At 50.1% G+C, this 23,027-nt stretch carries 26 protein-coding genes and 4 pseudogenes; 18 read left to right on the forward strand and 12 right to left on the reverse strand.

Features of this window, described 5'->3' with window-relative positions:
• Positions 1–39: 39 nt before the first annotated feature.
• Both cysK and JVX88_RS29715 read right to left on the reverse strand, forming a co-directional pair.
• On the reverse strand, positions 40–1,002 hold the full coding sequence (cysK, locus tag JVX88_RS29710) for a cysteine synthase A (RefSeq protein WP_211622090.1): 963 nt from the start codon (positions 1,000–1,002) through the stop codon (positions 40–42).
• Between the two features lie 18 nt (positions 1,003–1,020).
• Positions 1,021–1,194 (reverse strand): hypothetical protein, encoded by a 174-nt coding sequence (locus tag JVX88_RS29715; RefSeq protein ID WP_211622091.1) that lies wholly within the window; start codon positions 1,192–1,194, stop codon positions 1,021–1,023.
• 31 nt (positions 1,195–1,225) lie between these two features.
• Here JVX88_RS29715 and JVX88_RS29720 point away from each other — a divergent pair, with 31 nt between their 5' ends.
• Entirely contained in the window at positions 1,226–2,503 is a 1,278-nt protein-coding gene (locus tag JVX88_RS29720; RefSeq protein ID WP_211622092.1) for a hypothetical protein, read from the forward strand.
• A 943-nt stretch (positions 2,504–3,446) separates the two neighbouring features.
• On the opposite strand, the gene JVX88_RS29725 is transcribed toward JVX88_RS29720, so the two are convergent.
• Positions 3,447–4,133 (reverse strand): GDP-L-fucose synthase family protein, encoded by a 687-nt coding sequence (locus tag JVX88_RS29725; RefSeq protein ID WP_211622093.1) that lies wholly within the window; start codon positions 4,131–4,133, stop codon positions 3,447–3,449.
• Between JVX88_RS29725 and JVX88_RS29730 the strand changes: the two genes are divergently transcribed.
• The 4 genes and pseudogenes from JVX88_RS29730 to JVX88_RS44540 form a co-directional block, all read left to right on the forward strand.
• Entirely contained in the window at positions 4,132–4,569 is a 438-nt protein-coding gene (locus tag JVX88_RS29730; protein WP_211622094.1) for a helix-turn-helix domain-containing protein, read from the forward strand. The genes JVX88_RS29725 and JVX88_RS29730 overlap by 2 nt on opposite strands.
• A 134-nt stretch (positions 4,570–4,703) precedes the next feature.
• Positions 4,704–4,994 carry an aldehyde dehydrogenase family protein gene (locus JVX88_RS41250; RefSeq protein WP_211622095.1) on the forward strand — a complete coding sequence of 97 codons (291 nt, stop codon included), beginning with the start codon at positions 4,704–4,706 and terminating at the stop codon, positions 4,992–4,994.
• Positions 4,982–5,329, forward strand: coding sequence for a hypothetical protein (locus tag JVX88_RS29740; RefSeq protein WP_211622096.1), 348 nt, complete (start codon positions 4,982–4,984; stop codon positions 5,327–5,329). Before JVX88_RS41250 ends, JVX88_RS29740 begins: the two co-directional genes overlap by 13 nt.
• Before the next feature lie 15 nt (positions 5,330–5,344).
• A pseudogene (locus JVX88_RS44540) lies at positions 5,345–5,548 on the forward strand (SDR family oxidoreductase); the annotation flags it as partial.
• Positions 5,549–5,574: 26 nt separating this feature from the next.
• Here JVX88_RS44540 and JVX88_RS29745 read toward each other — a convergent pair.
• The 3 genes and pseudogenes from JVX88_RS29745 to JVX88_RS44545 form a co-directional block, all read right to left on the reverse strand.
• Positions 5,575–6,063 carry an FAD-binding oxidoreductase gene (locus JVX88_RS29745; protein WP_211622097.1) on the reverse strand — a complete coding sequence of 163 codons (489 nt, stop codon included), beginning with the start codon at positions 6,061–6,063 and terminating at the stop codon, positions 5,575–5,577.
• A gap of 105 nt (positions 6,064–6,168) precedes the next feature.
• Positions 6,169–7,068, reverse strand: a pseudogene (locus JVX88_RS29750) (helicase-related protein); the annotation flags it as partial.
• A 12-nt stretch (positions 7,069–7,080) separates the two neighbouring features.
• A pseudogene (locus JVX88_RS44545) lies at positions 7,081–7,371 on the reverse strand (chromate transporter); the annotation flags it as partial.
• 128 nt (positions 7,372–7,499) lie between these two features.
• Here JVX88_RS44545 and JVX88_RS29755 point away from each other — a divergent pair.
• Positions 7,500–7,937, forward strand: coding sequence for a beta-lactamase hydrolase domain-containing protein (locus tag JVX88_RS29755; RefSeq protein WP_211622098.1), 438 nt, complete (start codon positions 7,500–7,502; stop codon positions 7,935–7,937).
• Positions 7,938–8,208: 271 nt separating this feature from the next.
• The gene (locus tag JVX88_RS29760; RefSeq protein ID WP_211622099.1) at positions 8,209–8,538 is read left to right on the forward strand and encodes a hypothetical protein; all 330 of its coding nucleotides are present in this window, start codon (positions 8,209–8,211) and stop codon (positions 8,536–8,538) included.
• On the opposite strand, the gene JVX88_RS29765 is transcribed toward JVX88_RS29760, so the two are convergent.
• From JVX88_RS29765 to JVX88_RS29775, 3 genes are all read right to left on the reverse strand, one after another.
• A complete protein-coding gene (locus JVX88_RS29765; protein WP_211622100.1) occupies positions 8,531–9,196 on the reverse strand; it encodes an SH3 domain-containing protein in 666 nt (221 codons plus the stop codon). The two genes, JVX88_RS29760 and JVX88_RS29765, sit on opposite strands and share 8 nt — an antisense overlap.
• Positions 9,197–9,506: 310 nt before the next feature.
• The gene (locus tag JVX88_RS29770) at positions 9,507–9,938 is read right to left on the reverse strand and encodes a DUF29 domain-containing protein (RefSeq protein WP_211622101.1); all 432 of its coding nucleotides are present in this window, start codon (positions 9,936–9,938) and stop codon (positions 9,507–9,509) included.
• A gap of 25 nt (positions 9,939–9,963) precedes the next feature.
• Positions 9,964–11,241, reverse strand: a complete 1,278-nt coding sequence (locus tag JVX88_RS29775) for a cadherin repeat domain-containing protein (RefSeq protein ID WP_211622102.1) — start codon at positions 11,239–11,241, stop codon at positions 9,964–9,966.
• Positions 11,242–11,421: 180 nt separating this feature from the next.
• On the opposite strand from JVX88_RS29775, the gene JVX88_RS29780 reads away from it, so the two are divergent.
• A complete protein-coding gene (locus JVX88_RS29780; protein WP_211622103.1) occupies positions 11,422–12,933 on the forward strand; it encodes a TonB-dependent siderophore receptor in 1,512 nt (503 codons plus the stop codon).
• 914 nt (positions 12,934–13,847) lie between these two features.
• Here JVX88_RS29780 and JVX88_RS29785 read toward each other — a convergent pair.
• Positions 13,848–14,387, reverse strand: a pseudogene (locus tag JVX88_RS29785) (type I glutamate--ammonia ligase); the annotation flags it as partial.
• A gap of 374 nt (positions 14,388–14,761) precedes the next feature.
• Between JVX88_RS29785 and phoU the strand changes: the two are divergent.
• The 3 genes from phoU to JVX88_RS29800 are packed head-to-tail and all read left to right on the forward strand — an operon-like array spanning position 14,762 to position 16,576.
• Complete coding sequence (phoU, locus tag JVX88_RS29790; RefSeq protein WP_211622104.1) at positions 14,762–15,520, forward strand: phosphate signaling complex protein PhoU; 759 nt, start codon at positions 14,762–14,764, stop codon at positions 15,518–15,520.
• Positions 15,465–15,812, forward strand: coding sequence for a hypothetical protein (locus JVX88_RS29795; RefSeq protein WP_211622105.1), 348 nt, complete (start codon positions 15,465–15,467; stop codon positions 15,810–15,812). Before phoU ends, JVX88_RS29795 begins: the two co-directional genes overlap by 56 nt.
• The gene (locus JVX88_RS29800) at positions 15,809–16,576 is read left to right on the forward strand and encodes a HEAT repeat domain-containing protein (protein ID WP_263975302.1); all 768 of its coding nucleotides are present in this window, start codon (positions 15,809–15,811) and stop codon (positions 16,574–16,576) included. Before JVX88_RS29795 ends, JVX88_RS29800 begins: the two co-directional genes overlap by 4 nt.
• A 39-nt stretch (positions 16,577–16,615) precedes the next feature.
• On the opposite strand, the gene JVX88_RS29805 is transcribed toward JVX88_RS29800, so the two are convergent.
• Complete coding sequence (locus JVX88_RS29805; protein ID WP_211622107.1) at positions 16,616–17,260, reverse strand: hypothetical protein; 645 nt, start codon at positions 17,258–17,260, stop codon at positions 16,616–16,618.
• A 32-nt stretch (positions 17,261–17,292) separates the two neighbouring features.
• Positions 17,293–17,574, reverse strand: coding sequence for a cupin domain-containing protein (locus JVX88_RS29810; protein ID WP_211622108.1), 282 nt, complete (start codon positions 17,572–17,574; stop codon positions 17,293–17,295).
• Positions 17,575–17,753: 179 nt separating this feature from the next.
• Here JVX88_RS29810 and JVX88_RS29815 point away from each other — a divergent pair, with 179 nt between their 5' ends.
• The 7 genes from JVX88_RS29815 (at position 17,754) to JVX88_RS29840 (ending at position 22,935) form a co-directional block, all read left to right on the forward strand.
• Complete coding sequence (locus JVX88_RS29815) at positions 17,754–18,170, forward strand: DsrE family protein (protein WP_211622109.1); 417 nt, start codon at positions 17,754–17,756, stop codon at positions 18,168–18,170.
• 89 nt (positions 18,171–18,259) lie between these two features.
• Positions 18,260–18,628: a DsrE family protein gene (locus JVX88_RS29820; RefSeq protein WP_211622110.1), complete on the forward strand. Its 369-nt coding sequence runs from the start codon at positions 18,260–18,262 to the stop codon at positions 18,626–18,628.
• Between the two features lie 177 nt (positions 18,629–18,805).
• Positions 18,806–19,282: a Dps family protein gene (locus JVX88_RS29825; RefSeq protein WP_225931218.1), complete on the forward strand. Its 477-nt coding sequence runs from the start codon at positions 18,806–18,808 to the stop codon at positions 19,280–19,282.
• Between the two features lie 49 nt (positions 19,283–19,331).
• Positions 19,332–19,460 (forward strand): hypothetical protein, encoded by a 129-nt coding sequence (locus JVX88_RS41260; RefSeq protein WP_263975303.1) that lies wholly within the window; start codon positions 19,332–19,334, stop codon positions 19,458–19,460.
• Between the two features lie 11 nt (positions 19,461–19,471).
• Positions 19,472–20,254 (forward strand): hypothetical protein, encoded by a 783-nt coding sequence (locus JVX88_RS29830; protein ID WP_263975304.1) that lies wholly within the window; start codon positions 19,472–19,474, stop codon positions 20,252–20,254.
• Between the two features lie 135 nt (positions 20,255–20,389).
• Positions 20,390–21,706, forward strand: a complete 1,317-nt coding sequence (locus JVX88_RS29835; RefSeq protein ID WP_211622111.1) for a glycosyltransferase family 39 protein — start codon at positions 20,390–20,392, stop codon at positions 21,704–21,706.
• A 2-nt stretch (positions 21,707–21,708) separates the two neighbouring features.
• A complete protein-coding gene (locus JVX88_RS29840; RefSeq protein ID WP_211628936.1) occupies positions 21,709–22,935 on the forward strand; it encodes a proton-conducting transporter membrane subunit in 1,227 nt (408 codons plus the stop codon).
• Positions 22,936–23,027 lie beyond the last annotated feature (92 nt).

The raw sequence follows: 23,027 nt of genomic DNA on the forward strand, positions 1-23,027 counted from the left end.
GGAGGCTGGAGGCTGCTCCTTTGACAAGTTTGACCTGCTCTAACCCACCGTCATTGGAGCTACTAGCTCGGGGTCTTGAAACAGCGGTGTACTCAGGTACCGTTCACCAAAGCTTGGCTGGATCATCACAATTAGCTTACCTGCATTTTCAGGACGACGCCCAACCCGAATGGCGGCTGCCATGGCTGCTCCACTGGAAATACCGGAAAGCAATCCTTCCTCACGGGCTAGCCGCCGACCGTAAGTAATAGCTTCATCATCTGGAATGGTAATCACTTCATCAATCAAATCCACCCGCAGCACCTGGGGCACAAAACCAGCGCCAATCCCTTGAATTTTATGAGGGCCAGGTCTGCCACCCGAAAGCACAGGACTGTTTGCCGGTTCTACGGCAATGGCTTTGAATTCAGGCTTCTTCGCCTTGATCACTTCTGCGACGCCTGTGATCGTACCTCCTGTACCTACCCCAGCAATCAAAATATCGGCCTGACCATCGGTGTCTTCCCAGATTTCGATTGCCGTGGTGCGGCGATGAATCTCCGGGTTGGCCGGATTGTTGAACTGTTGCAGCATATAGGCATCCGGTAGCGTATTCACGATCTGCTGTGCTCGCTGAATACAACCTGCCATGCCTTCAATGCCAGGGGTGAGTTCGAGTTGCGCACCATAGGCCCGCAGCATGGCTCGTCGTTCTGAACTCATGGTTTCTGGCATGGTCAAAATCAGACGATAGCCTTTAGCCGCGGCTGCCATCGCCAATGCAATGCCGGTATTTCCAGAAGTTGGTTCGACCAATACCGTTTTCCCAGGCGTGATTAATCCAGCTTGTTCTGCCGCCTCAATCATGCTGATCCCAATCCGATCCTTAACTGAAGCAGATGGGTTCATGCTCTCTAATTTGGCAACAATTCGAGCGACACAACCTTCGGCTTGCGGAATCCGGTTCAGTTGAACAAGCGGGGTATGACCAATGAGTTGAGTGATGTTTTGGGCAATGCGCATAGTCTTAAAACGCTAAATCTAGATATAGTACATCAGATCAAGCTGTTGGCGACTATTTCGCTTTTCAGCTAGATCTTGCAGCGTATATTTTTGCAGTACGGCATCTGCAGCCCGTCCAGCTTCATGCCAAACTTCACGAATCACTAAGCCTTCAAGCGATTTGGCTTCTCGATTTAGCTCAGATGGCTGCATATCGGCGAATGGGACGCCCCTACGGGAAATTGTGCAGAAAATCGGCCAATCTGATGGAGATGTGGCCCGCTTTTGTTTTGAGAGTTCTGTGCAGCCGCTGAAGCACCAACCTGCCTATCGGCTCTTGCTGGCCCTGGCTCTCTTTCCTGCACCAGCCCTCCAGGAGGCGCTAGTGCAGGTGGCTGTTCCTGAACTGGAGGCAGACCAAGCAGAACCCGATTTGGCCAAGCTGCGGGGGCTGTCTCTGGTGCGGCAAGAGCATGACCGCTACAGCATGTTGCCCCTGACCCGCGAATATGCCCTGGCGGAACTCAAGGTGAATCCTGACTTTGCCCAACAGGCCCGCGAACGGTGGATTACCTACTACCTTCAGCATTCTGAAACCTACGCTCAGCAGGATCCGAGCGATTGGCAAGGCTCAACGTTTGTAGAACTAGAAGCCGAGTGGCAGAATCTTCAGGCGGTGATGGAATGCTGTATCGAAGCGGAGCGCTACAAGGATTGTCTCCAGCTTTGGCAAAATCTGAAAACCTATACCCAGCTTCGCGGACGGCACATTAGCCGGTTAGACTGCTGGACCGATCGGCTAATCTGGACGGCTTGGCTGATTCAGGCTGCAGAGCAACGCGGTGATTGGTCGGTCGTGGCTCAAATAATGGTAGATCGAGCCTGGACTTTGATTGGCTTGGGTAAACCTGCTCAGCTTTCAGAGGCCGAGGACCTGCTGACGCAGGTGTGGCATCTGCGCCAGCATCAAGATCGGGCATTTCAGGCCAATTTAGCCAAAATCATTGCCGTGCTGTATATCCAGCAACAGCGGTTTGAGGACGCAAAAACCTGGCTGGAGCAAGCGAGCCTACTCGTAGAGCAGGCTGGGCTGAGCGAACCCGATCACCAACGGCAAGTGCTACAAATCCAGTATTACCAGGGAGAAATTTGGTTTAAAACAGGCAACTATGATCAGTCCAAGCAGCTGTTTGAAGTCGCCCTCCGCACCGCTCGCGAGCTAAACTGGGTGCGCGTTGTGTTCATGATTGAGAACTGGATTGCAGATATTGCAATTGAGCAAGGTAATCTAGAGGCTGCTCAAACACTTCTAGTCGAAGGACTCCAGGTTGCTGAAGCGAATCAAGACCGGACTCGCATTGCCTACTATCAACATTCGTTGGCGAAACTGGCTCGGTCTCAAGCCAACTACAGCGAGGCGGTACGATGGGCCACTGAAGCTCAACACAGCTTTGAGGCGCTCGGAATGCTGCCAGAGGCGGAAGAAGCCCAGAACCTCCTCCAGACCCTGCTAACATCCTAAAGCCGCAGTTCTAGAATTTCACAGCTAGCTGGGAAGATCTCACAGCTAGCAGCCAAGGCAGTTTTGCTCGATGGCTCTGATGCCATTAATTCACACATGGCGATGACGTCATCATAATGGCCGACTGCAATCGAGTCCGAGGATTTAACGTCGATGATATAGCAGATTGAAGGCTTACCGGAACGAGCCGCTCAAAGTGACATAGCAGCTTCTACAGCAATTTTGGCTGGGTTAATATTAGAACAACAGTTGATTCGACGAGTGTTACGGAGGGACATTATGCAGGAGTCGGTGGTTTACCAAGAAATTTTGTCTGCTTGGTCAAACCTGACGTGAATCATCAGCAGGCGGATGCCATCCTCCCTGTATCCAAAACCAACGAGCATCTAAAATTGCACCATCATCATGTTTGTCATCATTGAAATCAACGATTACCGCTTGCTAGGGGAGGAATGGAACGAGTAGGTTGCTGCAACACTAGGATCAACCTCTAGAGCGTGGAGATAGGGTTATTTTAGCGTCGAGAGGAAGAGTCCTGTTTGGCTTTTCGCTCGGCTTATCGCTTGCGTTTGGAATGCTTTTGGCGGCGGGGTCCGGCCCGTCCTAGGAGACCAATGCCGTAAACTAATCCAAGCAGCGCGGCTAGAACCAGTGGAATGACGATGAGAGGCATTGCAGCACCGATTGAAATTGCGGAAGCAATCGCAATCACAACTACTAGGTAAGGAAGAATAATGCAGAGAGTCGCAACAGTGATTTTGAGTGGAGACCATTTGATATTCTTCGCATAGTCCTTGTGCTGATATTTACCTCTGCTTGCGAACTCATTGTCCTTAGAGTATCCCTTTAACCGATTAGGAAGCATGACACACTATTCCCTAGAGTGAATAAACTCCGAAACAGGATAATCTACATACAATCAATTGAAACTTTAATCTGAATTTTATTTGCCTCGAACTTGGTCATGGTGCTTAGTGAACCACTCATAAGTCTTTTCAATTCCTTCCTTAAGCGATGTTTTTGCTTGCCACCCCAAGCTGTTAATTTTGGCAGTATCGAGTAACTTTCTGGGTGTACCATCGGGTTTAGATGGATCAAACTTTATCTCTCCTGAGTATCCAACTACGGCTTTAATTGTCAGTGCCAGTTCTCTGATAGAAATCTCCTCACCGGTTCCAACATTAATAAAGTCTGCGCTGTTGTAATGCTGCATCAGAAACAATAGCGCATCGGCCAGATCATCTACAAACAGAAATTCTCTCAGGGCAGAACCCGTGCCCCAGACTTCAACAGAGTCTGCCTGAGTCTGCTTAGCCTCATGAAACTTACGGATCAGGGCAGGCAGGACGTGGGAGTTGGCTAAGTCAAAGTTGTCGTTGATGCCGTAGAGATTGGTCGGCATCGCAGAAATGAAGTTGACGCCATACTGATGACAGTAGTTTTCGCAGAGTTTGAGTCCGGCAATTTTGGCAATAGCGTAGGGTTCGTTGGTGGGTTCTAGCAACCCAGTGAGCAGGTGTTCCTCCCGCATCGGTTGGGGGCAGAGTTTGGGATAGATGCAGGATGAGCCGAGGAACAGTAGTTTCTTGACACCGAATTGGTAAGCGCTATGAATCACATTCGCTTCCATGATCAACGCTTGGGGAGGTCGCCTGTTTGCAGATTCGCTGACGATCGCACTTGCGATTCATCTCATTAGACATTACTCAGACTGGCAGCAGCCCTTACGTGAGAATATCGGAGGCTTGTCACAGCGTCATTTGCAACAAGCGATCGCATACATCAATGAGCATTTGGCAGAAGAATTATCCATTGCCGCGATCGCAGGTGAATTAGAGATGAGCCAATACTATTTTTCTCGTTTATTTAAGCAATCGGTCGGACTCTCGCCGTATCAGTATGTGATGCAACAGAGAATTAAACGGGCACAGGCTTTACTAAAGACAACTTCCCTCTCAATTTTAGCGATCGCTACCCAAGTCGGCTTTTCCAATCAAAATCAACTCACCATTCAGTTTCGCAAATTCGTCGGGACAACCCCTAGCGAATATCGCAAGCAGCTTTGATGCCGAATTTGCCTCAAAGCAAGATTCCAATAAATCAAAGCAAGAATCAATGACTAATCTTAATTCTTTCTTTTCAGACTCCTAAGCAAAACGAAGCGTTGCTATGCTTCCTCAATTGCTTTTAGGAGATCCCTATGAAAGTATGTGAACCTGTCGAGCAAGCCAAGGTATCAGCACGTCCTAACTTTCCGATTGCACTGAATAAACTCTACATCAATGGTGAGTGGCGCGATTCTACTAACGGAAAGACGTTTCCAGCGATCGCGAACAGCAACCCATATGGGCTGGCTTCGGGCGTTCACACTCGCGACATTAAAAAAGCGCACAAAGCAGCGGCACATCTGAAAGCAGGAACGGTATGGGTGAATACCTACGGACATTTCGAAGTTGAGAACTATGAACTGAATCTAGATTGCATAACCTGATAGCAGCATTTTATGAAGCCGAAAAAGTAACAGCCGCGCTGTGTCATGGCACTTGTGCATTGCTATTCGTCAAGCTTGTGGATGGTAAACCATTAATCGAAGGTAAAACCATGACCGGATTCGCCAATGTTGAAGAGGATTTTGCGGATCAGTATGTTGGACAAAAGCTGATGCCGTTTCGGATTGAAGATGAAGCGAAAAAGCTAGGCGCAAATTTCATCACAGGGGGATTGTTCAAAGCCTTTGCGACACGAGATGGACGGTTGATTACCGGACAGCAGCAGTATTCTGGAAAGGCAACTGCGCTAGAAGTGATTCAGGCGTTAGGGGTATAACTTGAGGAGATTTTTATGACCATTCTGATTACAGGTGCAACGGGCAATATTGGCGGAGCAGTGGTCAAACATCTAGCTCAAACTCAAATGCCACTGCGGGCTTTGGTGCGCGATCGCCAGAAAGCGAGTCACCTAGAAGCACAAGGGATCGAGCTTGCTCAAGGAGATTTCAGCCAGCCAGCTAGCCTAGAGACAGCCCTGCAAGGGATTGAGAAAGCTTTTCTGGTCATGCCGAACGATCGCCATCAGGTCGAACTGGAGTGCAATTTTATTGCCAGAATAACCGTTAAGCCTGTAACAAATTCCCGCGTAGCTCCGTATTTGAAACTTCTCGCACCCGAAGCATTTGTCGCGACGGTGCCGCCGATCTGGCAACTCCATTCGGTCGGGTCGGGCGGATAGAACAAACCTTCCGCCTCGACCGCTTTCGCGAAATCCGCGAGGATAACGCCCGGTTCGACCGTCGCCGTCATCTCAGCTTTGTTGATGCTCTTGATCTTGTTAAGCCGTTCAAGCGAAACAATATAGCCGCCAAACGGTACCGCACCGCCCACGGTACCTGTTCGGGCACCTGAGATGGTTACCGGAATGCCGCTTTCATTCGCCTCGCGAAGGATTCCCACTAGCTCTTCGGCCGCATCCGGCACAAACAGCCCATCGGCGTGCCCGCCGGGCATATTACTCGCATCGGTAAGGTAACTCTGAAGCTCGTCAGCCTGGGTTTTTACTTGCACGGTAAAATTCTAACGCAAAATCGCTAGCTCTCGAAGACAAAGTAATAGAAGGCTCATAGTCCGCCTTCGCAAAACTATCTGATGTCAATTTGTATTAATTAGCTTTTAACGATACTCAAGCTCCCGTTCCCGGAGATATTTCAGTTTGTCTCTCAGTTCCGCGGCACGCTCGAATTTCATCTCTTTAGCAGCGGCACGCATATCAGATTCGAGTTGAGCGATGGTCTCCTTTAGCTGTCTCGGAGAATATTCCTCAAATCCGTCCATATCCAACGGCACCTTAAAGTAGTCGGCCTCATAGGCCGTTACCAAGGTCGCCTCGATCGGCTTCACTATGGTCGTCGGCGTTATGTCATTATCTTGGTTGAATTTCTCTTGAATTGCCCGACGTCGATTCGTTTCACCGATTGCGTGCTCCATCGATCTGGTGATCGTGTCCGCGTATAATATCGCCTTGCCGCCGGCATTTCGGGCCGCCCGGCCGATGGTCTGTATCAGCGAACGCTCTGACCGCAGAAACCCCTCTTTATCAGCATCAAGGATCGCCACTAGTGAGACTTCTGGCAGGTCAAGGCCTTCTCTAAGCAGATTTATCCCTACCAGCACATCAAATTCGCCGCGTCGCAGGTCGCGCAATATCTTTATCCGGTCCAGCGTGTCAATGTCGCTGTGCAAATAAGTAACACGCACGCCTACCTCAGCAAAATACTCACTCAGGTTCTCTGCCATCCGCTTTGTCAAGGTTGTTACCAAGACACGTTCGTTCCGCTCTGCCCGAACTCGGCATTCCTCCAGCAGATCGTCGATTTGCCCTTTAACGGGACGAACCTCGACTACCGGATCAAGCAAACCGGTCGGCCTTATTATCTGTTCGATCACCTCGCCGCCTGTCTGTTCCAATTCGTATGGTCCCGGCGTCGCCGAAACATAAATGGTCTGGCCCCGCCGCTCTTCAAACTCCTGAAAGTTCAAGGGTCTGTTATCCTTTGCTGAAGGCAGCCGAAAGAGCCCTCGCCAGCCAGCCCGTTCGTAGCCGATGTGAATTGCCAACTCGGTGGAATTAGGACCTGGAATCAAATTAGTGACTCCTAACAAATCCAGCAGTTTTTCGCGGCTCATCCACCGCCGTCGATTCACCACCTCTTGATCCATCATGGCGATGTGAGCAGCAGGCCCACCAAAGGCAATGGTGCCAAGCTTCAGGAAAACGAGCGCCAGTTCGTTAAGCCGTTGCTGCCGTTGGGATGGACTGAGTTGAGCATAGGGCAGTACTTCTATAGACTGATTCTCTTCTGGATTCTGGGACACGTTATTTCCTCACGTCAACAGAGCAGCAGATCGATGCTTACGATTGAAATTTTACTTAGCAATTTAAAACCTCTGCTATGATCCGGTAAATACAAGATACAAAATCTTTATCGGAATACCGGAGTTTTATGAGCCAAGCAGACAACCCACCCAAACCGATCGGCAAAGACTTATATGCTGGAGGGCAACCCGATGCCGAGGCAATTCAGCAGTTGGCAGAGCAGGGATTCAAATCGATTGTCAATTTGCGCTCGCCTGACGAAGCCGGTGCATTAAGCGATGAACAGCAACAAGCAACCGCTGCCGGGTTGGAATATGTCAATGTTCCTCTCAGTCCTGGAGAAGCGGATGATAGCCTGATGGCAAAAGTGCTGTGGGAAGTAGAGAAGCTCCCCACCCCCGTCTTTTTTCATTGCGGAGCCGGAGCAAGAGCAGGAGCGTTAGCCCTAATTGCGCTAGCAACTCAGCAGGGATTAAACCGTGAACAAGTTATTGCCAAAGCTGAGGAAGTTGGTGTGAATGTGGAACAGCCTCATCTGAAGAGCTTTTTAGAGAGCTTAGAGTAGCGTATTGTCCTGATTCTTGAGATTGAATTGTCTACTCCTGAGGTCAAGATTCAAAGCTATAAGACCTTGATAGGATAAAGCCAATTTATCGTTAAGATGCTTGCTTTCTAGCCTTGCATATGCAATCATTACCTTACAAAACTACGATAAATTGATCAAGATACCGTAGTTTTAACAAAACTCTAGGGTGAGGGAGTGATAGATCAAGAGCTTCAGCTCGTTTGGTCAGTCACCATTTGCTGGTCGGATTAATCAAGAGGTAGAGCCTGGTATGAAAACACCTGATATGAAAACACTTGATATGAAAACAGCAATGTCAAACAGATCAAACAGGTCAAGCGAGGTGAACAATTCAGTAAAGAAGCCATCAGGGGTCAGTAGATCCATTCAGCTAAAGCATTTTATCGATCTCGATCTAGACATTGCAGGCTGGTATGCCTGGGGGCATCACAGTGCAGAAGATTTTTTAGCAGCGGTTGTAGAACAGGATTCAAGTCACCCATTTTATCTGCAAGATGCCAAACAAGGTTGGGCAAAATTTGACGATTCTCGCTTCGAGTTTGTCACTCAGCCCTTACCGGGATTTCAGGCTGTTACTTAAAATGAGTGATCTTAAATCCAGGGGGAATATAGGTTGGCACAATGATTCCAAAAGGCATTCCGTTCCACTTAGCAGAATCTTCAAACCCTTCTTCGTACCCATCAAACTCATGCTTGCTGAATGAGTCCAGCTCAATTAATTTGTCAACTTGTTGAGAAGAAAGAAACGCAGCTTCTGCTACTCCATGTCTCATAAAATCAGATGATGCTTGTGTCGTTTCATTCATTTGAATGAAATCGCTCCGAATCCAGCCTTCTGCTCCAGACGCATCAAACTTTGCATAGTACCAGATCAAACCATCCGCACCCTCAGCTTTATCTAATAATTTCACAGGATCACCTACTAGACCATATCCCTTGTCCGGTGAGGTTGCTGAGGGTCTTGATCTCAAATTGATTCTTGCATTCGATTGTTGGGCCGTTAGTCGAGCAGTCCTTGGAAATTCTTGAGTAGTGCTTTGTGTAGTGCTTTGCGAAGATTTGGGCTGAACTAACGATGAGCTTGCTTCACGATTGCTCAACTTCGCTTTCACATCATCGATTTGCTCTACTGGCTCGACTTCAGCCTTTGTGGCATTTTGCTGACTAGAGGAGTTACCTTCTGAACATGCAGCTAGTAGGCTCAGACAAATCAAAACCAGTAACAGGTTGCTCTTCACATTTATCCCTCCGAACAATTGACTCATTCAGGACGGTTTTCAAACGTTCGCTTCAAAACTGGGGCAGGAACTCCTACCATGTATTGTATGGTGAGATACCGCCTATATCTATTACCCGCAAGGGTACTTAAGAAGCTGTGTGTAAAGAAGAATAAAGAGGATATGGATCAAGCTAGAATCGGTAGACACAGCGTGTTGCGGAACTAATTGGTACAGTAACAGCAGTGAGCAAAGTAGTTTCGCAATTCCCTACTTGAACAGCGACTGACTCCTAGTTCTAACAGCTTTGTGATTGCCTCCACGTTCTCCTTTAGTCTGGTAAAAAAGTTTCTTCTAAGATTTGTTCGATTGTGTAGGGACATTCTGCTGGAAAGGTGTCATAGTCCATTCCGGTTTCTCGGACTGCTAGATCTTGTGCCAATTGATAGGCAATCGCGATCGCTTCTGGAACATAGGGTTTCAGACTGGGGTTGTCCTTGAGTACCAAACGAGTTCGGGTGCGTTGTTCTCGAATGGTTGCCAGCCAGCTATTTCCCCGATTCGACGGTTGATATTGCCACTTGAGTAAATGTCCGAGCAAAACGCTTAAACGATTTCTCAGTTCCTGTCGTTCCTGCCGTCCCAAGCTTTCGATCTCCTCAATTAAATTGGGCAAATCCAATGCTTCCCAGGTTTTATGTTTGAGCAATTCAGCTTGCTCTTGTGTCCAGGCGTAAAAATCGCTTTCGTAAAGACTTTTCATCGTTCGATCCTCTACTCCGGTAAGGCTAACCAGTTGAAGATTTCAGTGGGAGATAGGGAGAATCCAAGCTAGTGAGATTGCCGACCAACGAACCGGCGGGCACGTTCTCATCTACCGTATCCGGATTAAGCAAAATGTCGGTGGGTGCCTCATTCAGATCGTTGATATTAATCGTCAGTGATCTCTCAAAATTGAGGCCACCCTGGTCGGTAGTTCTGACTCGGATTGAATAGGTGCTCTTTTGCTCAAAATTGGGGGAAATCTTGATTCGAAGCTGATTTCCAGAAATTGTAAAAGTATTATTATCTGTATCACCCGCTCCAGCGACTAGCGCATAAGTAAAAGTATTACCAGGATTAGGATCAACCGTAGATAGGGTGCCGACCAGCGTATTAGGATCAACGTTTTCATTAACGTTGGCAGGTGTTAGATTTAGATTAGTTGGTGCTGCGTTGGTTGGCGGATCGTTGAGATCATTGATGTTGATCGTGAAGATCTTCTCAGTTGCGAGGCCACCTTTGTCTCTGGAGCGGACTCGAATTGAGTAGCTAGGCTTGGTTTCAAAGTCGGGAGAATTCTTGATTCGCAGCTCATTACCAACGATGACAAAGGCATTATTATCAGCACTACCCTGCCCTGTTACCAGCTCGTAGGTAAAGGAATCATTAGCATCTGGATCGGTTGTAGAAAAACTGCCAACGACTGAATTAGCTGGAACATTCTCGTTGATATTATTCTTGCTGATTGAAATATTGGTGGGTGCTTCGTTCAGATCTCGAACATTGATAGTAAACTGTCTCTGAACCGTGAGGCCATTTTGGTCTGAAGATTGAATCCGAACCGAGTAAGTAGGCTTGACTTCAAAATTAGGAACGGTTTTGATCCGCAGCTCATTGCCTGAGATTTCAAACAGAGCATTGTCGGTGCTGCCCACCCCTGAAACTAAGCGATAGGAAAATGTGTTGTTAGCATCTGGGTCAGTAGTTGATAATCTACCCACCAGAGTGTTCACAGGTACATTCTCATTGACGGTATTGCTGTCGATTGAAATGCCTGTCGGTGCCTCGTTCAGATTCCTGATCGTGATAGTTAAGGGTTTCTCGAAGCTAAGACCGCCCGGATCGGTGGTTTTGACCCGAATCGAGTAGCTGGATTTGGTTTCAAAATCGGGAGAGTTTTTGATTCGCAGTTCATTACCAGCAATGGTAAAGGCATTATTATCAGCACTGCCCGTGCCCGCAACCAGCTCATAGGAAAAGGACGTATCACCATCTGGATCAACCGAAGCGAAGGTGCCAACCAAACTGTTATCAGCAACGTTTTCGTCAATGGCGCTGTTGCTGAGGGTGATATTAGTAGGAGGATTGTTGGGTAAGGGAGTAACCGAATAGGGGCGAATATAAACATCTTCGCTTCCGCCGTGATCGCTCGTCCAAGCTACTGCAAAGTTACCACTACTATCCGCTGCAACTGCTGCAAAGTTTTGCAGACCGGTCTGGGTTGCATTGATCCGAAACTGATTCCCCCCGCTTCAATTCTGTTTGGACAGTTGCAGCCCGGTGGCATTGTGAATTTGGTGACAGAGCAACCCTTGAGCCAACCGACTTACACACTTGAATTTACGGGCGGACAATTCAGTTTCTATCGTCCAGAGCTGGATGTTTCTGGACCTTTAACAAATAACGGCGAATTACTCTATCGTCTAAATGCGGCCTATCAGAACGCGGGCAGCTTTCGGGATCAGGTCTACTCAGAGCGGTTTTTTGTGGCCCCAGTTTTGCAATGGAACATCAGCGATAATACCAGACTAACGTTTGATTTCTCCTACTTATACAACGACCCCGTCTTTGATCGCGGATTAGTCGCCCTCAGCGATGGCTCTCTACCACTGCCGATCAACCGCTTCTTAGGCTATGCATCGTTAGATGATTACGCGGAAGAGCAAGTACGCGCTGGCTATCATTTTGAGCATCGTTTCAACGAAAACTGGGAACTACGCCACGCCTTGGCGTTTTCTTCGGTTTTGCAAACCGGGTTTCATTCTGACTTTGCAGGTGGTTTGATTGATGACCGCTTTGTACCGCGAGAGTATCTTGACGCTGAATTTCTGAACGAGGAGTATGGGATACAAACCGATTTAATCGGTCGGTTTAATACAGGTTCGATTCAGCATCAGCTCTTGGCTGGATTCGACTTGAACCGTTCGACCGACAGCTATGTTACCCGCTTTGCGCCGCTGCCGTCTATAGATATCTTTGCTCCCAACTACGATGTCTCTATTCCTGACGCAGCAGAATCTGGATATTATCAAACGGTGTTCAACACCAATGTAGGTCTCTATATTCAAGATCAAATCACCCTGCTCGAAAATCTAAAATTACTCGTGGGTGGACGGTTAGACTTCGCTGATCAGGAACAAAATTTCGGTGGAGAAGAAGAATCTCAGTCCGACACAGCCTTTAGTCCTCGCCTGGGCATTGTCTATCAACCCATTGAACCTATTTCTCTCTATGCCAGTTTCAGTCAGTCGTTTTTCCCAGTAATTGGCCGCTCGCGCAACAATGAAACCTTCGAGCCAGAACGCGGCACTCAATATGAAATTGGCATCAAAGCTGATATTACAGACACTCTTTCTGCCACCTTAGCCGCTTTTGACCTAACTAAAAGCAACGTGCTAACCACCGACCCAGAAGATTCCAACTTCTCGATCCAGGTGGGTGAGCAGCGCAGTCGCGGCGTTGAATTAATCGTGCAGGGTGAAATCTTACCGGGATGGAATATCATTGCAGGCTATGCCCATACAGATGCCGAGGTGACAGATGACAACGACATTCCCGAAGGTGATTTTCTGTCCAGTGTGCCCAGAAACGCAGCCAATCTATGGACGACCTATGAAATTCAGAGTGGAGATTTTCAAGGACTAGGCTTTGGCCTCGGTCTGGTATTTGTCGATGAACGCCAAGGAGAATTACCAAACAGTAATTTTCAGCATTGAGATAGGGATTTTCGCGGGGCGGTTGGTAGAAGTGTCCGTGAACCGTGACATAGACTCCATGCGCAACCGAGCGGGGATCGACTGCATCTCGAATCTGCTGGATCTCCTGCTGGGCCTCTGAACTGATCTCGGTCTGATCAAGCCCTTGATCAAGCCTTTGTGCAACTTCTTGTGCAACTTCTTGTGCAACTTGGGGATCAGTTGCTGTCCTACGATTAGCAAAATCGGCCATGGAAGAATCAGCAAATTCTAAATGATCGAAAGGAGTCATGAATTTCGTCCAAATACGATAGGAAACGAGAGGGTTTGGCAAGTGATCTAATCGCTGTTAGGTTCTCCAGCACCATACTTAGGCAGCCCAAAACCTGCGCCGAGCTAACGACGAAAGAAATCACTCAATTGCGCATTAATAATAAAGACTGTTGCGGTTCTGGAAAACCAACCATGGGGTGAACTAAAAGGCAACCAGAATGATATTTTTGGGCAACGAAATCATAGTTAGGAAATTCGCTATCTAATCAATTCAAGACTGCGAATGAAACGCATAGAGAGATCCAAACAGGGATAATTTTGAGACTCAATCGCAATCACCAAATCAACGTTAAAATCCCCCTTCAAATGGTAACGGTATTCATGCGGCAATTACCCTATACGCATCTTAAGAGAAACTAAAAATTAATTTTCAAAATGATTAAATTAATCTTAAGAGTATGAGATCAACTGGGGATCAATTAAGTCATTCAACTTTTAGACAGCAGATGAACGTTCGGATATTTTGTCTGCCATCCACAAGGCGCTGGTGTTCTAGGAGCGTCTTCAGAATGCAGGACAAAACTCTCCCTAAACGAAACAGCGGGACTACACCAAAGCGCATCCCGCTGTTTACCTCTATAATGTTAGACAAAGCTTAGCGCTTAGCAGTCATAGTAGAGTGCAAACTCGTAGGGGTGAGGCCGCAGCCGCATCGGGTTCACTTCGTTGTCGAGCTTGTACTGAATCCAGGTGTTGATTAGGTCTTCGGTAAAGACACCGCCGGTGGTCAAGAAATCGTGATCTTTCTCAAGGCACTCCAGCGCATCTTCTAGCGATCCCGGCGTAGAAGGAATCTTCGCCAGTTCTTCGGGGCTAAGGTCGTAGATGTCCACATCCAGCGGTTCGCCCGGATCGATCTGGTTCTTGATGCCGTCGATACCCGCGCAGAGCATCGCCGCAAAGGCCAGGTAGGGGTTTGAGGTGGCATCCGGACAGCGGAACTCCAGACGTTTTGCCTTCGGGTTCGAGCCAGACAAGGGAATCCGCACCGAAGCTGAACGGTTGCCCTGCGAGTAAGCCAGGTTCACTGGAGCTTCAAAGCCTGGAACGAGGCGCTTGTAGGAATTGGTGGTGGGGTTGGTAAAGGCGAGCAGGGCGGGAGCGTGCTTCAGGATGCCGCCGATGTACCACAGCGCCATCTGGCCGGTGGCGCCGGCGATGGACTCGAGGAGATCCTCGATCTGGTCGAGTCGTTGGTGGGACTGGTCGATGCGGCGGGCCAAGTCATCGGCTCGGGTGTCGAGGAGGGCGCGCTGCTGTTCGAGTCGGCTGACCAGATCGACGATCCTCTCGTGGAGGGGCCAGATGGCGGGCCGACCCACCCGGGCGAGAGCGGACTTGAGGATCGACTTGATGGAGGTCATGCGATTGAGAAGGCCGGGTGTGGGGCCTGCTTGGGTGTGCGGGGCAAGTCAGGGGACGCTCTGTGTTGTGATGGCCTGAGTGGTCGTAGAATAGCGGTTACGGCCCTTGGCGCCCCGTGGGCGACTTTCGGCCGGGTCGGAGCCGACACGCCGTGCCCAACTCCAGCTTCCTGCCCACTCCCTCTCCCGGGGACGAGGTTCCCGCCGGACCCCGCGCGACGCTCGACCGAGCGCTGGTGGCGCTGAAGAAGCGTCTGGTCGCGGAGGGGACGATCGCGGTCTCGATGCTCGAGTCGGCGCTGGAGGCGCTGTGGAAGCTCGACGTGGCGCGGGCGAAGGAGGTCCGGCGCAACGACGACCGCGTGGACCGCGAGGAGGTCGAGATCGAGCAGGAGTGCTACCGGCTCATGACGCTGCAGCACCCCTTCGCGCGTGACTTCCGCGTGCTCACGTTCATCCTCAAGGTGAACGGCGACCTGGAGCGCGTCGCCGACCACGCGACGTCGATCGCGAAGGTGACCCAGCGGCTGGAGTTCGACGCCCCGCCCAGGGAGTGGCCCACGTCGCTGGTGGAGATGGGCCAGCGCGTGACGGTGATGTGCCACTCGCTGCTTCGGGCGGTGCTCGACGAGGACGCGATGGTCGCGGCCCAGATCGTCGGCGAGGACAAGACCATCGACGTGCTGGAGCGGCGGCTGTTCGACGAGATCGAGGACCTGATGCGCAAGGACCCCGGGTGGGTCCGCAACGGGCTGCTCATGTACCGCGTGGGGCGGGAGCTCGAGCGCGTCGGCGACCTCATGAAGAACATCGCCGAGGACGTGATCTACCTCGCGACCGGGTCGATCGTTCGGCATGAGTCCAAACGCTTCGCGTCGCGCCCGGCGGGGCAGGAGAGCGGTCCCGGCTGAAGCCCGCGGCGCGGAATCGGCGGATGAAGGGTTGCATGAGCGACGAACACCTCCCCCCAAAGAAGGACCTGGCGGCGATGGCCCGCACGCCGGGGAAGAAGGTCAACACGCTCGGGCCGCAGACGCCACCGGCGCTGGGGGACATCCAGCCCGAGTTGAAGGAGGGCCAGCCCGTTGCGCCGTCGGCCCAGCCCGTGCCGCAGAACATGCGCTCGAAGTTCGGGCCGGGCCAGGCGCCGGCGCTCTACGCGGTCGAGGGCCACATCGCGGGCGAACCGGCGGCCGAGGGTGACCCGGGCAGGGATCAGGGGCCGACCAGGCCGTGTCCCGAGCGAGGCGCGGGTGCGTCGGTCGGTGGTGGGCGCACTGGCAAAAATCAAGACGCCAGAAAGTTTTGCTGTTCTTAAGCCTGTAGCCGAGCAAGGAGACGCTAGCTACTACGTGGAAGCCTCCGCCCTATCGGGATTGGGCAGCATTGCCGCAAACTTCACTGCAAGCTCCAACGACCGTCCGGAAACCGAAACCCTGTTACAGCTCTATCGCTCGGTGCTGACAGAACGGGCTGGATGGAACGAAACAGTTCGCAGTGGAGCCATTGCTGGCCTGAGTCAACTCAAGACCTCAGAAGCCGCGCTCGATCTGGTGCTGCAATACACCAGAGTAGGAACCCCCCAAGCGTTGCGGCTAGCGGCCATCCGCGCTCTAGGGGCCATCTCCACTGGGCAAACAAATATCAATCTGGAGCGTATCCTGAATCGGTTGGAAGAGCTATCCCGCGAGTCGTTTTTCTTAACCCAGGTGGCTACAGTGAGCGCCTTGGGGCAAATGGAAACCGTTAAAGCGATGGGGTTGCTGTCTGCGCTGATTGAGCAAACCCCAGATGGTCGGGTGCGGCGAATGGCAGAAGAGGCGATACAACGAGTCAGCAAAGCTATCGGTCCTGACAAAGCTGTGAAAAAACTGCAAGAAGAACTGGAGCAGCTCAAGAAAGACAACCAGGAATTGCGCAGCCGTTTGGAGACATTGGAGGCGAAGGCAAAGCAAGAGGTGGGTTGAAGGATTTCCTGACTCCTGACTCCTAACGTCTGTTTCCCTTCACCGCTGAGTTGCTCCCAAATGCTGACGAGATTCAGCCAGGGTTTGGTTGATTTGGACCAGCAGTTCCAGGATTGAGAGAGATGGAGGCAAAATCCGAGTGGCTACTCGGTTCCATTCGGATGCTTCTGAAGCAGAGGTTACCGTTTGGCTGTGGTAGTTCCAAACTACTACCGGCGGATAATTGGCAAGCTGTTGTAGGCTATGTACCATCTGGGTGACTATTGCAGCCGAGGTCACGGGAGTGACGCAGAACAGCAACAGATCAACGCTTTGATGCTGGAGGGCATGCTGTACCTTTTCCCAACTATGGCTGACCGCACTACGAAACCCAGCGGTTTGCAAATACTGGACCAGCGCCCGCACGGGTGGGCGGGATGCAGCCACCGGCTCACCTAGTTCGATTGCGCCGCAGTCCACGATCAGAATATGCGGTACCCAACTCACGCCTGCCGCAAGCTGCATGATTTGTATTAGTTCGGCCATGTCGGGCTGAGGGAGGGTCCCATCTTCGCTGGCGGCAATCATAGCCAGGTAGGGGAATACGGCCAGCCCTGGAATTTGGTTTGCCGCTCGTGTCAGATCTGCCGTGAGGGTAATTAGCGGTAGATCGGCCAATGAGGTTGTCTGACTGAGCTGTTGCACGAAGGTTTGCGCGTCTGTCTCTACCCGGTCGATCAGTACGACATCTGGCTTCCAAAAATGTGAGCGTCCCCATGCGGAAAAATAATGATATCCCCAGAGGAAAGAGCCTGACAGATATCGGTTTTTGTTTTTACCCAGCAGTTTCCCTCTGCCACAATGTGAAACGGAACAATCCGGGTTGTATCAGCCTGAATGGTGTCTGCAAAGTTAGCACAGGAGGGAGTCTCAATCATCCAGGGAGCAGAAAATTCTGGACGCAGATTGATCACTCCAGAAAACCGGATGACCCGTAGGATATCTGAAAGTACATCCATAGCCTCAGGAGCACTAGGGAGGAAACCTGGCCGTATCAGCAGGCAATGCCTGGAGCTTTGGTCAAAAATCCCAGTGTTTTAGTCATTCTATATTAACGGCAAATAGTCAAGGATAGAACTAAAGCGATTAGCTAGTCTGAAAAAGGCTGTATCTCTTAACTGATTCAGAGGAAAATCACATGCAAAAGCTGGCGATTGTAATTCGAGATGACGGCTACGATCGGCTGTATACACCGTTGACCTTTGCGTATGTTGCAGCAAAACAGGGAGTTGAAGTTGATATTTTGTTCGTGCTGTGGGCCGTGCGGGTTCTAACCGAGCAGGGTGCTGAGGCGGTCAAAATCGATTGTCAGCATGCCACAGAAGAAGCATGGTTCAAGGACAGAGTCCGGCGTGATGGTGACCCACTGGCAATCCATGATTTCATCAAGTTGGTGAAACGGACAGGTAATGTGCGGTTCTACGGATGCCAGCTTGCAGCCGCCACGTTCGACGTGACGGAGTCGCAGCTTATTCCAGAGGCAGAGGGCATTGTAAATTCGCTTTGGTTCCTGGAAGAGAAGGCGATCAAGGCCGATCATTGCCAGTATTTCTAATATATACAAGCTGATTTAACTGGAATGTCAACTGATTTAACGACGACAAAACAATCTATTTGATTGAGTACTTAAACAGGAGAAATATCATGGCAGAAAATACTCGCGATTTAGTTGTTTTAGTCACACATGGAACGGATCATGAACTATCCTCAGTGGCCTTAACGATAGCCAATGGCGGATTGACCGCGGGGCTGCGCGTCTCCATCTTTTTAACCAGCTCCGGCGTTGATCTGGTCAGAAACCGTGCAATTAATACGACTCAGGTGAAACCACTTGAACCCCTGAGTAACTTGGTGCAAGACTTTCTGTCGCGGGGTGGCAACCTCTGGGCCTGTACGCCTTGCGTCGAGAGCCGGGGCTATAAACAGGAAGATCTGCTGGATGGAGTCGTGATCACGGGCGCTAGTAAGATGCATGAATTGATCAAAAATGGCGCAGCTACACTCAGTTTTTGATTCGGGACCATAAAATGTAGGGGGGCATTCTGCTAGCGGACGTCCTACTCTTACCGGCTCAGATGGGAGTTGATATTCTTCCGGATCTATGGATGACTCGCTTTGCATGGACCCTGTTGTATCGGATTCGCGTCAAGCAAAATCGAACAATTCAATTCAATCGGTTTAGGTCAGGAAGTGACTGTTCCGGTTTGTGAAGGTTTGAATATTGCCCTAGCTAGTTTCCAAGCCCTATATCTGCAATACCAGAAACATCATTTTGTAGTAGAAGGGGCAGAGTTTTACTCACTGCATGAATTCTTTGCTGAAAGCTATGAGCAAGTTCAAAATCACGTGCATCAGCTCGGTGAACGATTAAATGGCTTGGGCGGAGTGCCGGCGGCGAGCTTTGGCAAATTGGCAGAACTGTGTTGCTTTACGCCAGAAGCAGACGGTTGTTTTACAGCTCGTCAGATGGTGCAAAATGACTTATACGCTGAGCAGGCTGTGATTGATGTGCTGCGGCGGCAGGCGGCCCAAGCAGAAAGTGTGGGCGACCGGGCTACACGCTACCTGTACGAACAGATCTTGCTGCAAACCGAAGATCGGGCGTTTCATCTGGCTCATTTCTTGGCTGAAGATAGCCTGACCTTGGCGTTTGTGAATCGGGCTTAGGCGATTATCCAAAATATTGCTTCGGTGATTCAATCTCTAGGAGGTATCTATGTTTATGGCAATTATGACGCTTGTGGCGATGTTTGCCTCTATTATAGTGACGGAAAATTACATGCTGGATCTTCTTCAGAAAGATGATTCAGATGAATCAACAAAACATCACAAAGTTGCGGATTAGCAATGCAGCTTATGACTAACTCACTCATTCAAATCAACGATACTACCCTACGTGACGGTGAACAGGCCGCTGGAATTGCTTTCAATATCGAAGAGAAAATTGCGATTGCTACGTTCCTTGACTCGATTGGGGTTGAGGAACTGGAGGTCGGTATTCCAATCATGGGGCAGGAGGAAGCCGAATCGATTCGGGCGATTGTCAACCTGGGGCTAAGGGCAAAATTGCTGGGCTGGAACCGAGCTAACTTAGCAGACATTCAGGCTTCACTCAACTGTGGCCTGCAGCGCGTTCATATCTCGGTTCCAGTTTCAGAGATTCAAATTGCCGCTAAATTTCATGGGCAATGGCGGGTCATGCTGGATCGGCTGCGAGATAGCATCAACTTTGCTCGCGATCATGGTTTGGATGTATCGGTGGGCGGTGAAGATTCTTCTAGAGCGAATGAATCTTTTCTGCTGGATGTCGCCCTGTTAGCTCAATCTTGGGGAGCGTCTCGCTTTCGCTTTTGCGATACGGTGGGCATTTTGGATCCTCTAACAACCTACAAAAAAGTGCATCGGTTAGTTTCTCGTCTGGCGATTCCGGTCGAAATGCATACCCATAATGATCTGGGTTTAGCAACTGCCAATGCTTTGGCCGGAATTCAGGCTGGGGCTGTATCAGTTAATACAACAGTGAACGGACTGGGTGAACGAGCTGGAAACGCTGCCCTAGAAGAGGTGGTAATGGCACTGAAGCGCATTTATGGGATGCAAACCGACATTGATACAAAACGGCTAAGCATCTACTTTTGATTCCCAATGCCAATCATGACAACGTAATGCAAATTGGGGGTAAGCAATATAAGCAAACAGTCCAACAATTTATTGTGCGAATGACTCAGCGTCTGTCTTCGATTATCAACCTATGGTTGTCTTTAGGGTTTGTTTATGAGATCTAAAGACAGTCATTGGCAAATTCCTGGAATTGTTCCACTAATTATTTTCTGCCTAATTCTAGGGTTGATCTTTCGGGTTGGCTATTTGGATCGCAAAGTATTTTGGGTAGACGAAGTAGCAACGGTTTTACGGGCGGCTGGCTATACCAAACAGGAAGTCACTGCAGCACTAGCCACTGGTGCTCTGCATACGCCAGAAGACCTGTTGCGCTATCAGCAACTCACGCCCGAACGCTCCCTACCCGATGCAGTAGCCGCCTTCCAAACCAGCCCAGAGCATGCACCGCTCTATTTTCTATTGACTCGCGGCTGGATGCAGATATGGGGCAGTTCTGTGACCGCACTTCGCAGTTTTTCAGTGCTGTGCAGCTTGCTGGTATTGCCAGGAATATATTGGCTCAGTTGGTTGCTGTTTGAAGACAGGCTGACGGCATGGCTAACTGTAGGACTAATGGCCATCTCTCCCTTTTTCATTGCCTATGCTCAAGAAGCCCGTCCCTACAGTTTGTGGGTGCTGCTGCTGATCCTAAGTGGAGCAACGCTACTGCAAGCCATGCGACACAATGCGATTGGAAACTGGGTACTCTACGGCCTGATGCTCAGCCTCAGTTTTTATACTTCTCTACTGTCGCTGCTGGTAGCCACTGGACAGGGGCTGTATGTGGCAGCTACTGAAAAATTTCGCTTCAGTCAACAGACTCGACGATTCGGCATAATCTTGGCAGCAGCGCTAATTGCCTTACTGCCCTGGATTTGGTTAGTTGCCCAGTCCTGGCAGACAATCCGGTCCAATACCACCTGGATGCGGTTACCGCTTAGCAGTTTTGCTAAAGCTACAATCTGGTTTTATAGTGCCGCAATTTTGTATTTTGATGTGCCGGTGATTACCGAACCTTGGCTGATCGCAGCAGTAGAAATCACTGTGGCATCTGGTGTAGTAGCAGTGATTCTCTATGCATTTTACAATCTCCGTCAACAGTCGAGGCAGCAATGGTTATTTGTGTTATCGCTGTCGTTGCCGATACCATTTATGCTAATTGTAATTGATGCTATCAGCAACGGACGTTACTCAACTGCACCTCGCTATTGGCTACCCTTTCATTTAGGAGCACAGCTAGCTGTAGCCTATTTGATCAGTAATCGATTGATCCATCAGCATCAGAGATGGAAACGGCAGAGTATAACAGTTTTTCTGATCGGATTATGCGTATTGTCTAATTCAATTCAATTCAATAGTTCACCACGCTATCTCAAAAGCCGTAGTTTGCATAATCTGCCGATTGCCGAAATCATTAATCGACCCATTTAGATCTGTGGGCTAAAGTTGCGAACTTAAGCCCTCTAGTTGCCACGTTGCTTGGATTGGCTTTGCTAGCCGGACCTACGGGTAAATGTGCCCAATTTCCTCTCAACCTCTGGCTGGATGAGGCGATGGAAGGCCCCAACCCGGCGTCAATCTTACGGAACTCGGTGGTGGTGGCCTGCGGAGCTTACGTGCTGATCAAACTCCAGCCGGTCCTTGCCTTGTCGCCAACGGTGCTGGAGGTCCTGATGATTCTGGGTGCCTTGACTGCTGTTGGAGCCTCATTGGTGGCAATTGCCCAAATCGACATCAAACGGGCCATGTGTCACTCGACGAGCGCTTATTTGGGGCTGGTCTTTCTGGCGGTAGGTACCCAGCAGGACGAGGTGGCACTGCTGTTTCTCTTAACTCACGGCGTTGCTAAAGCGCTGCTGTTTATGAGCATCGGCTCGGTTATTTTGACTACCAGTACTCAAGACTTGACCGAAATGGGCGGGCTGGCTCCTCGGATGCCTGCGACTACGGCCGCCTATGTGGTCGGAGCACTGGCCATGATTGGCTTACTGCCGTTGGGCTGCTTTTGGGCCATGCTTCAGTGGTCTGAAGGGGTCTGGGCTACTGCTCCCTGGTTAATTGGCATTTTGCTGTTGGTGAATGGACTGACCGCTTTTAACCTGGTGCGAGTGTTTGGCCTCGTCTTTTGGGGAAAGACCAAGCCCAAGACTCGTCGGGCACCGGAAGTGATGTGGCTGATGGCCCTACCAATGGTGACTCTGACCATCGCGGTACTGCTCTTGCCGTTGGTGCTTCAGCAGTGGCAGGTGTTGCCGAGTTGGCAGCAGGTGAATCCTACGCTAGTCGCTTTGCTGGTGCTTTCGGGAGCAGTGGGTACTGGTCTGGGCGGTTGGCTCTATCTGAGTCCACGAGTGGCCAAGCCGGTTGGGCTGGTTTGGAAATCGGTGCGTGAGGTGTTGGCGTACGATTTCTGTATTGACCGCCTCTACAAAATCAGCGTTGTTTTGGGTGTGGTGCAAGGAGCACGCCTGACCGCCTGGTTCGATCGCTACATCGTTGATGGACTAGTCAATTTCGTTGGGGTTGCCTCAATCTTTAGCGGTGAAAGTTTGAAGTACACCATTTCCGGCCAGTCGCGTAACTATTTGCTGACGCTGTTTGTCGGTGTGGTTCTGGCCCTCATGGCTCTAGCCTGGTCCTATGGGAACTGGTACTTCTAAGTAATCTAAATGAGTAATCTAACCTGATTAACAGCGTCTCGCTGGGAGTAAGACATTCACACTCGATGGTTTCTACAGATGGTTTCTACATA

It is taken from the genome of Leptolyngbya sp. 7M, assembly GCF_018128485.1.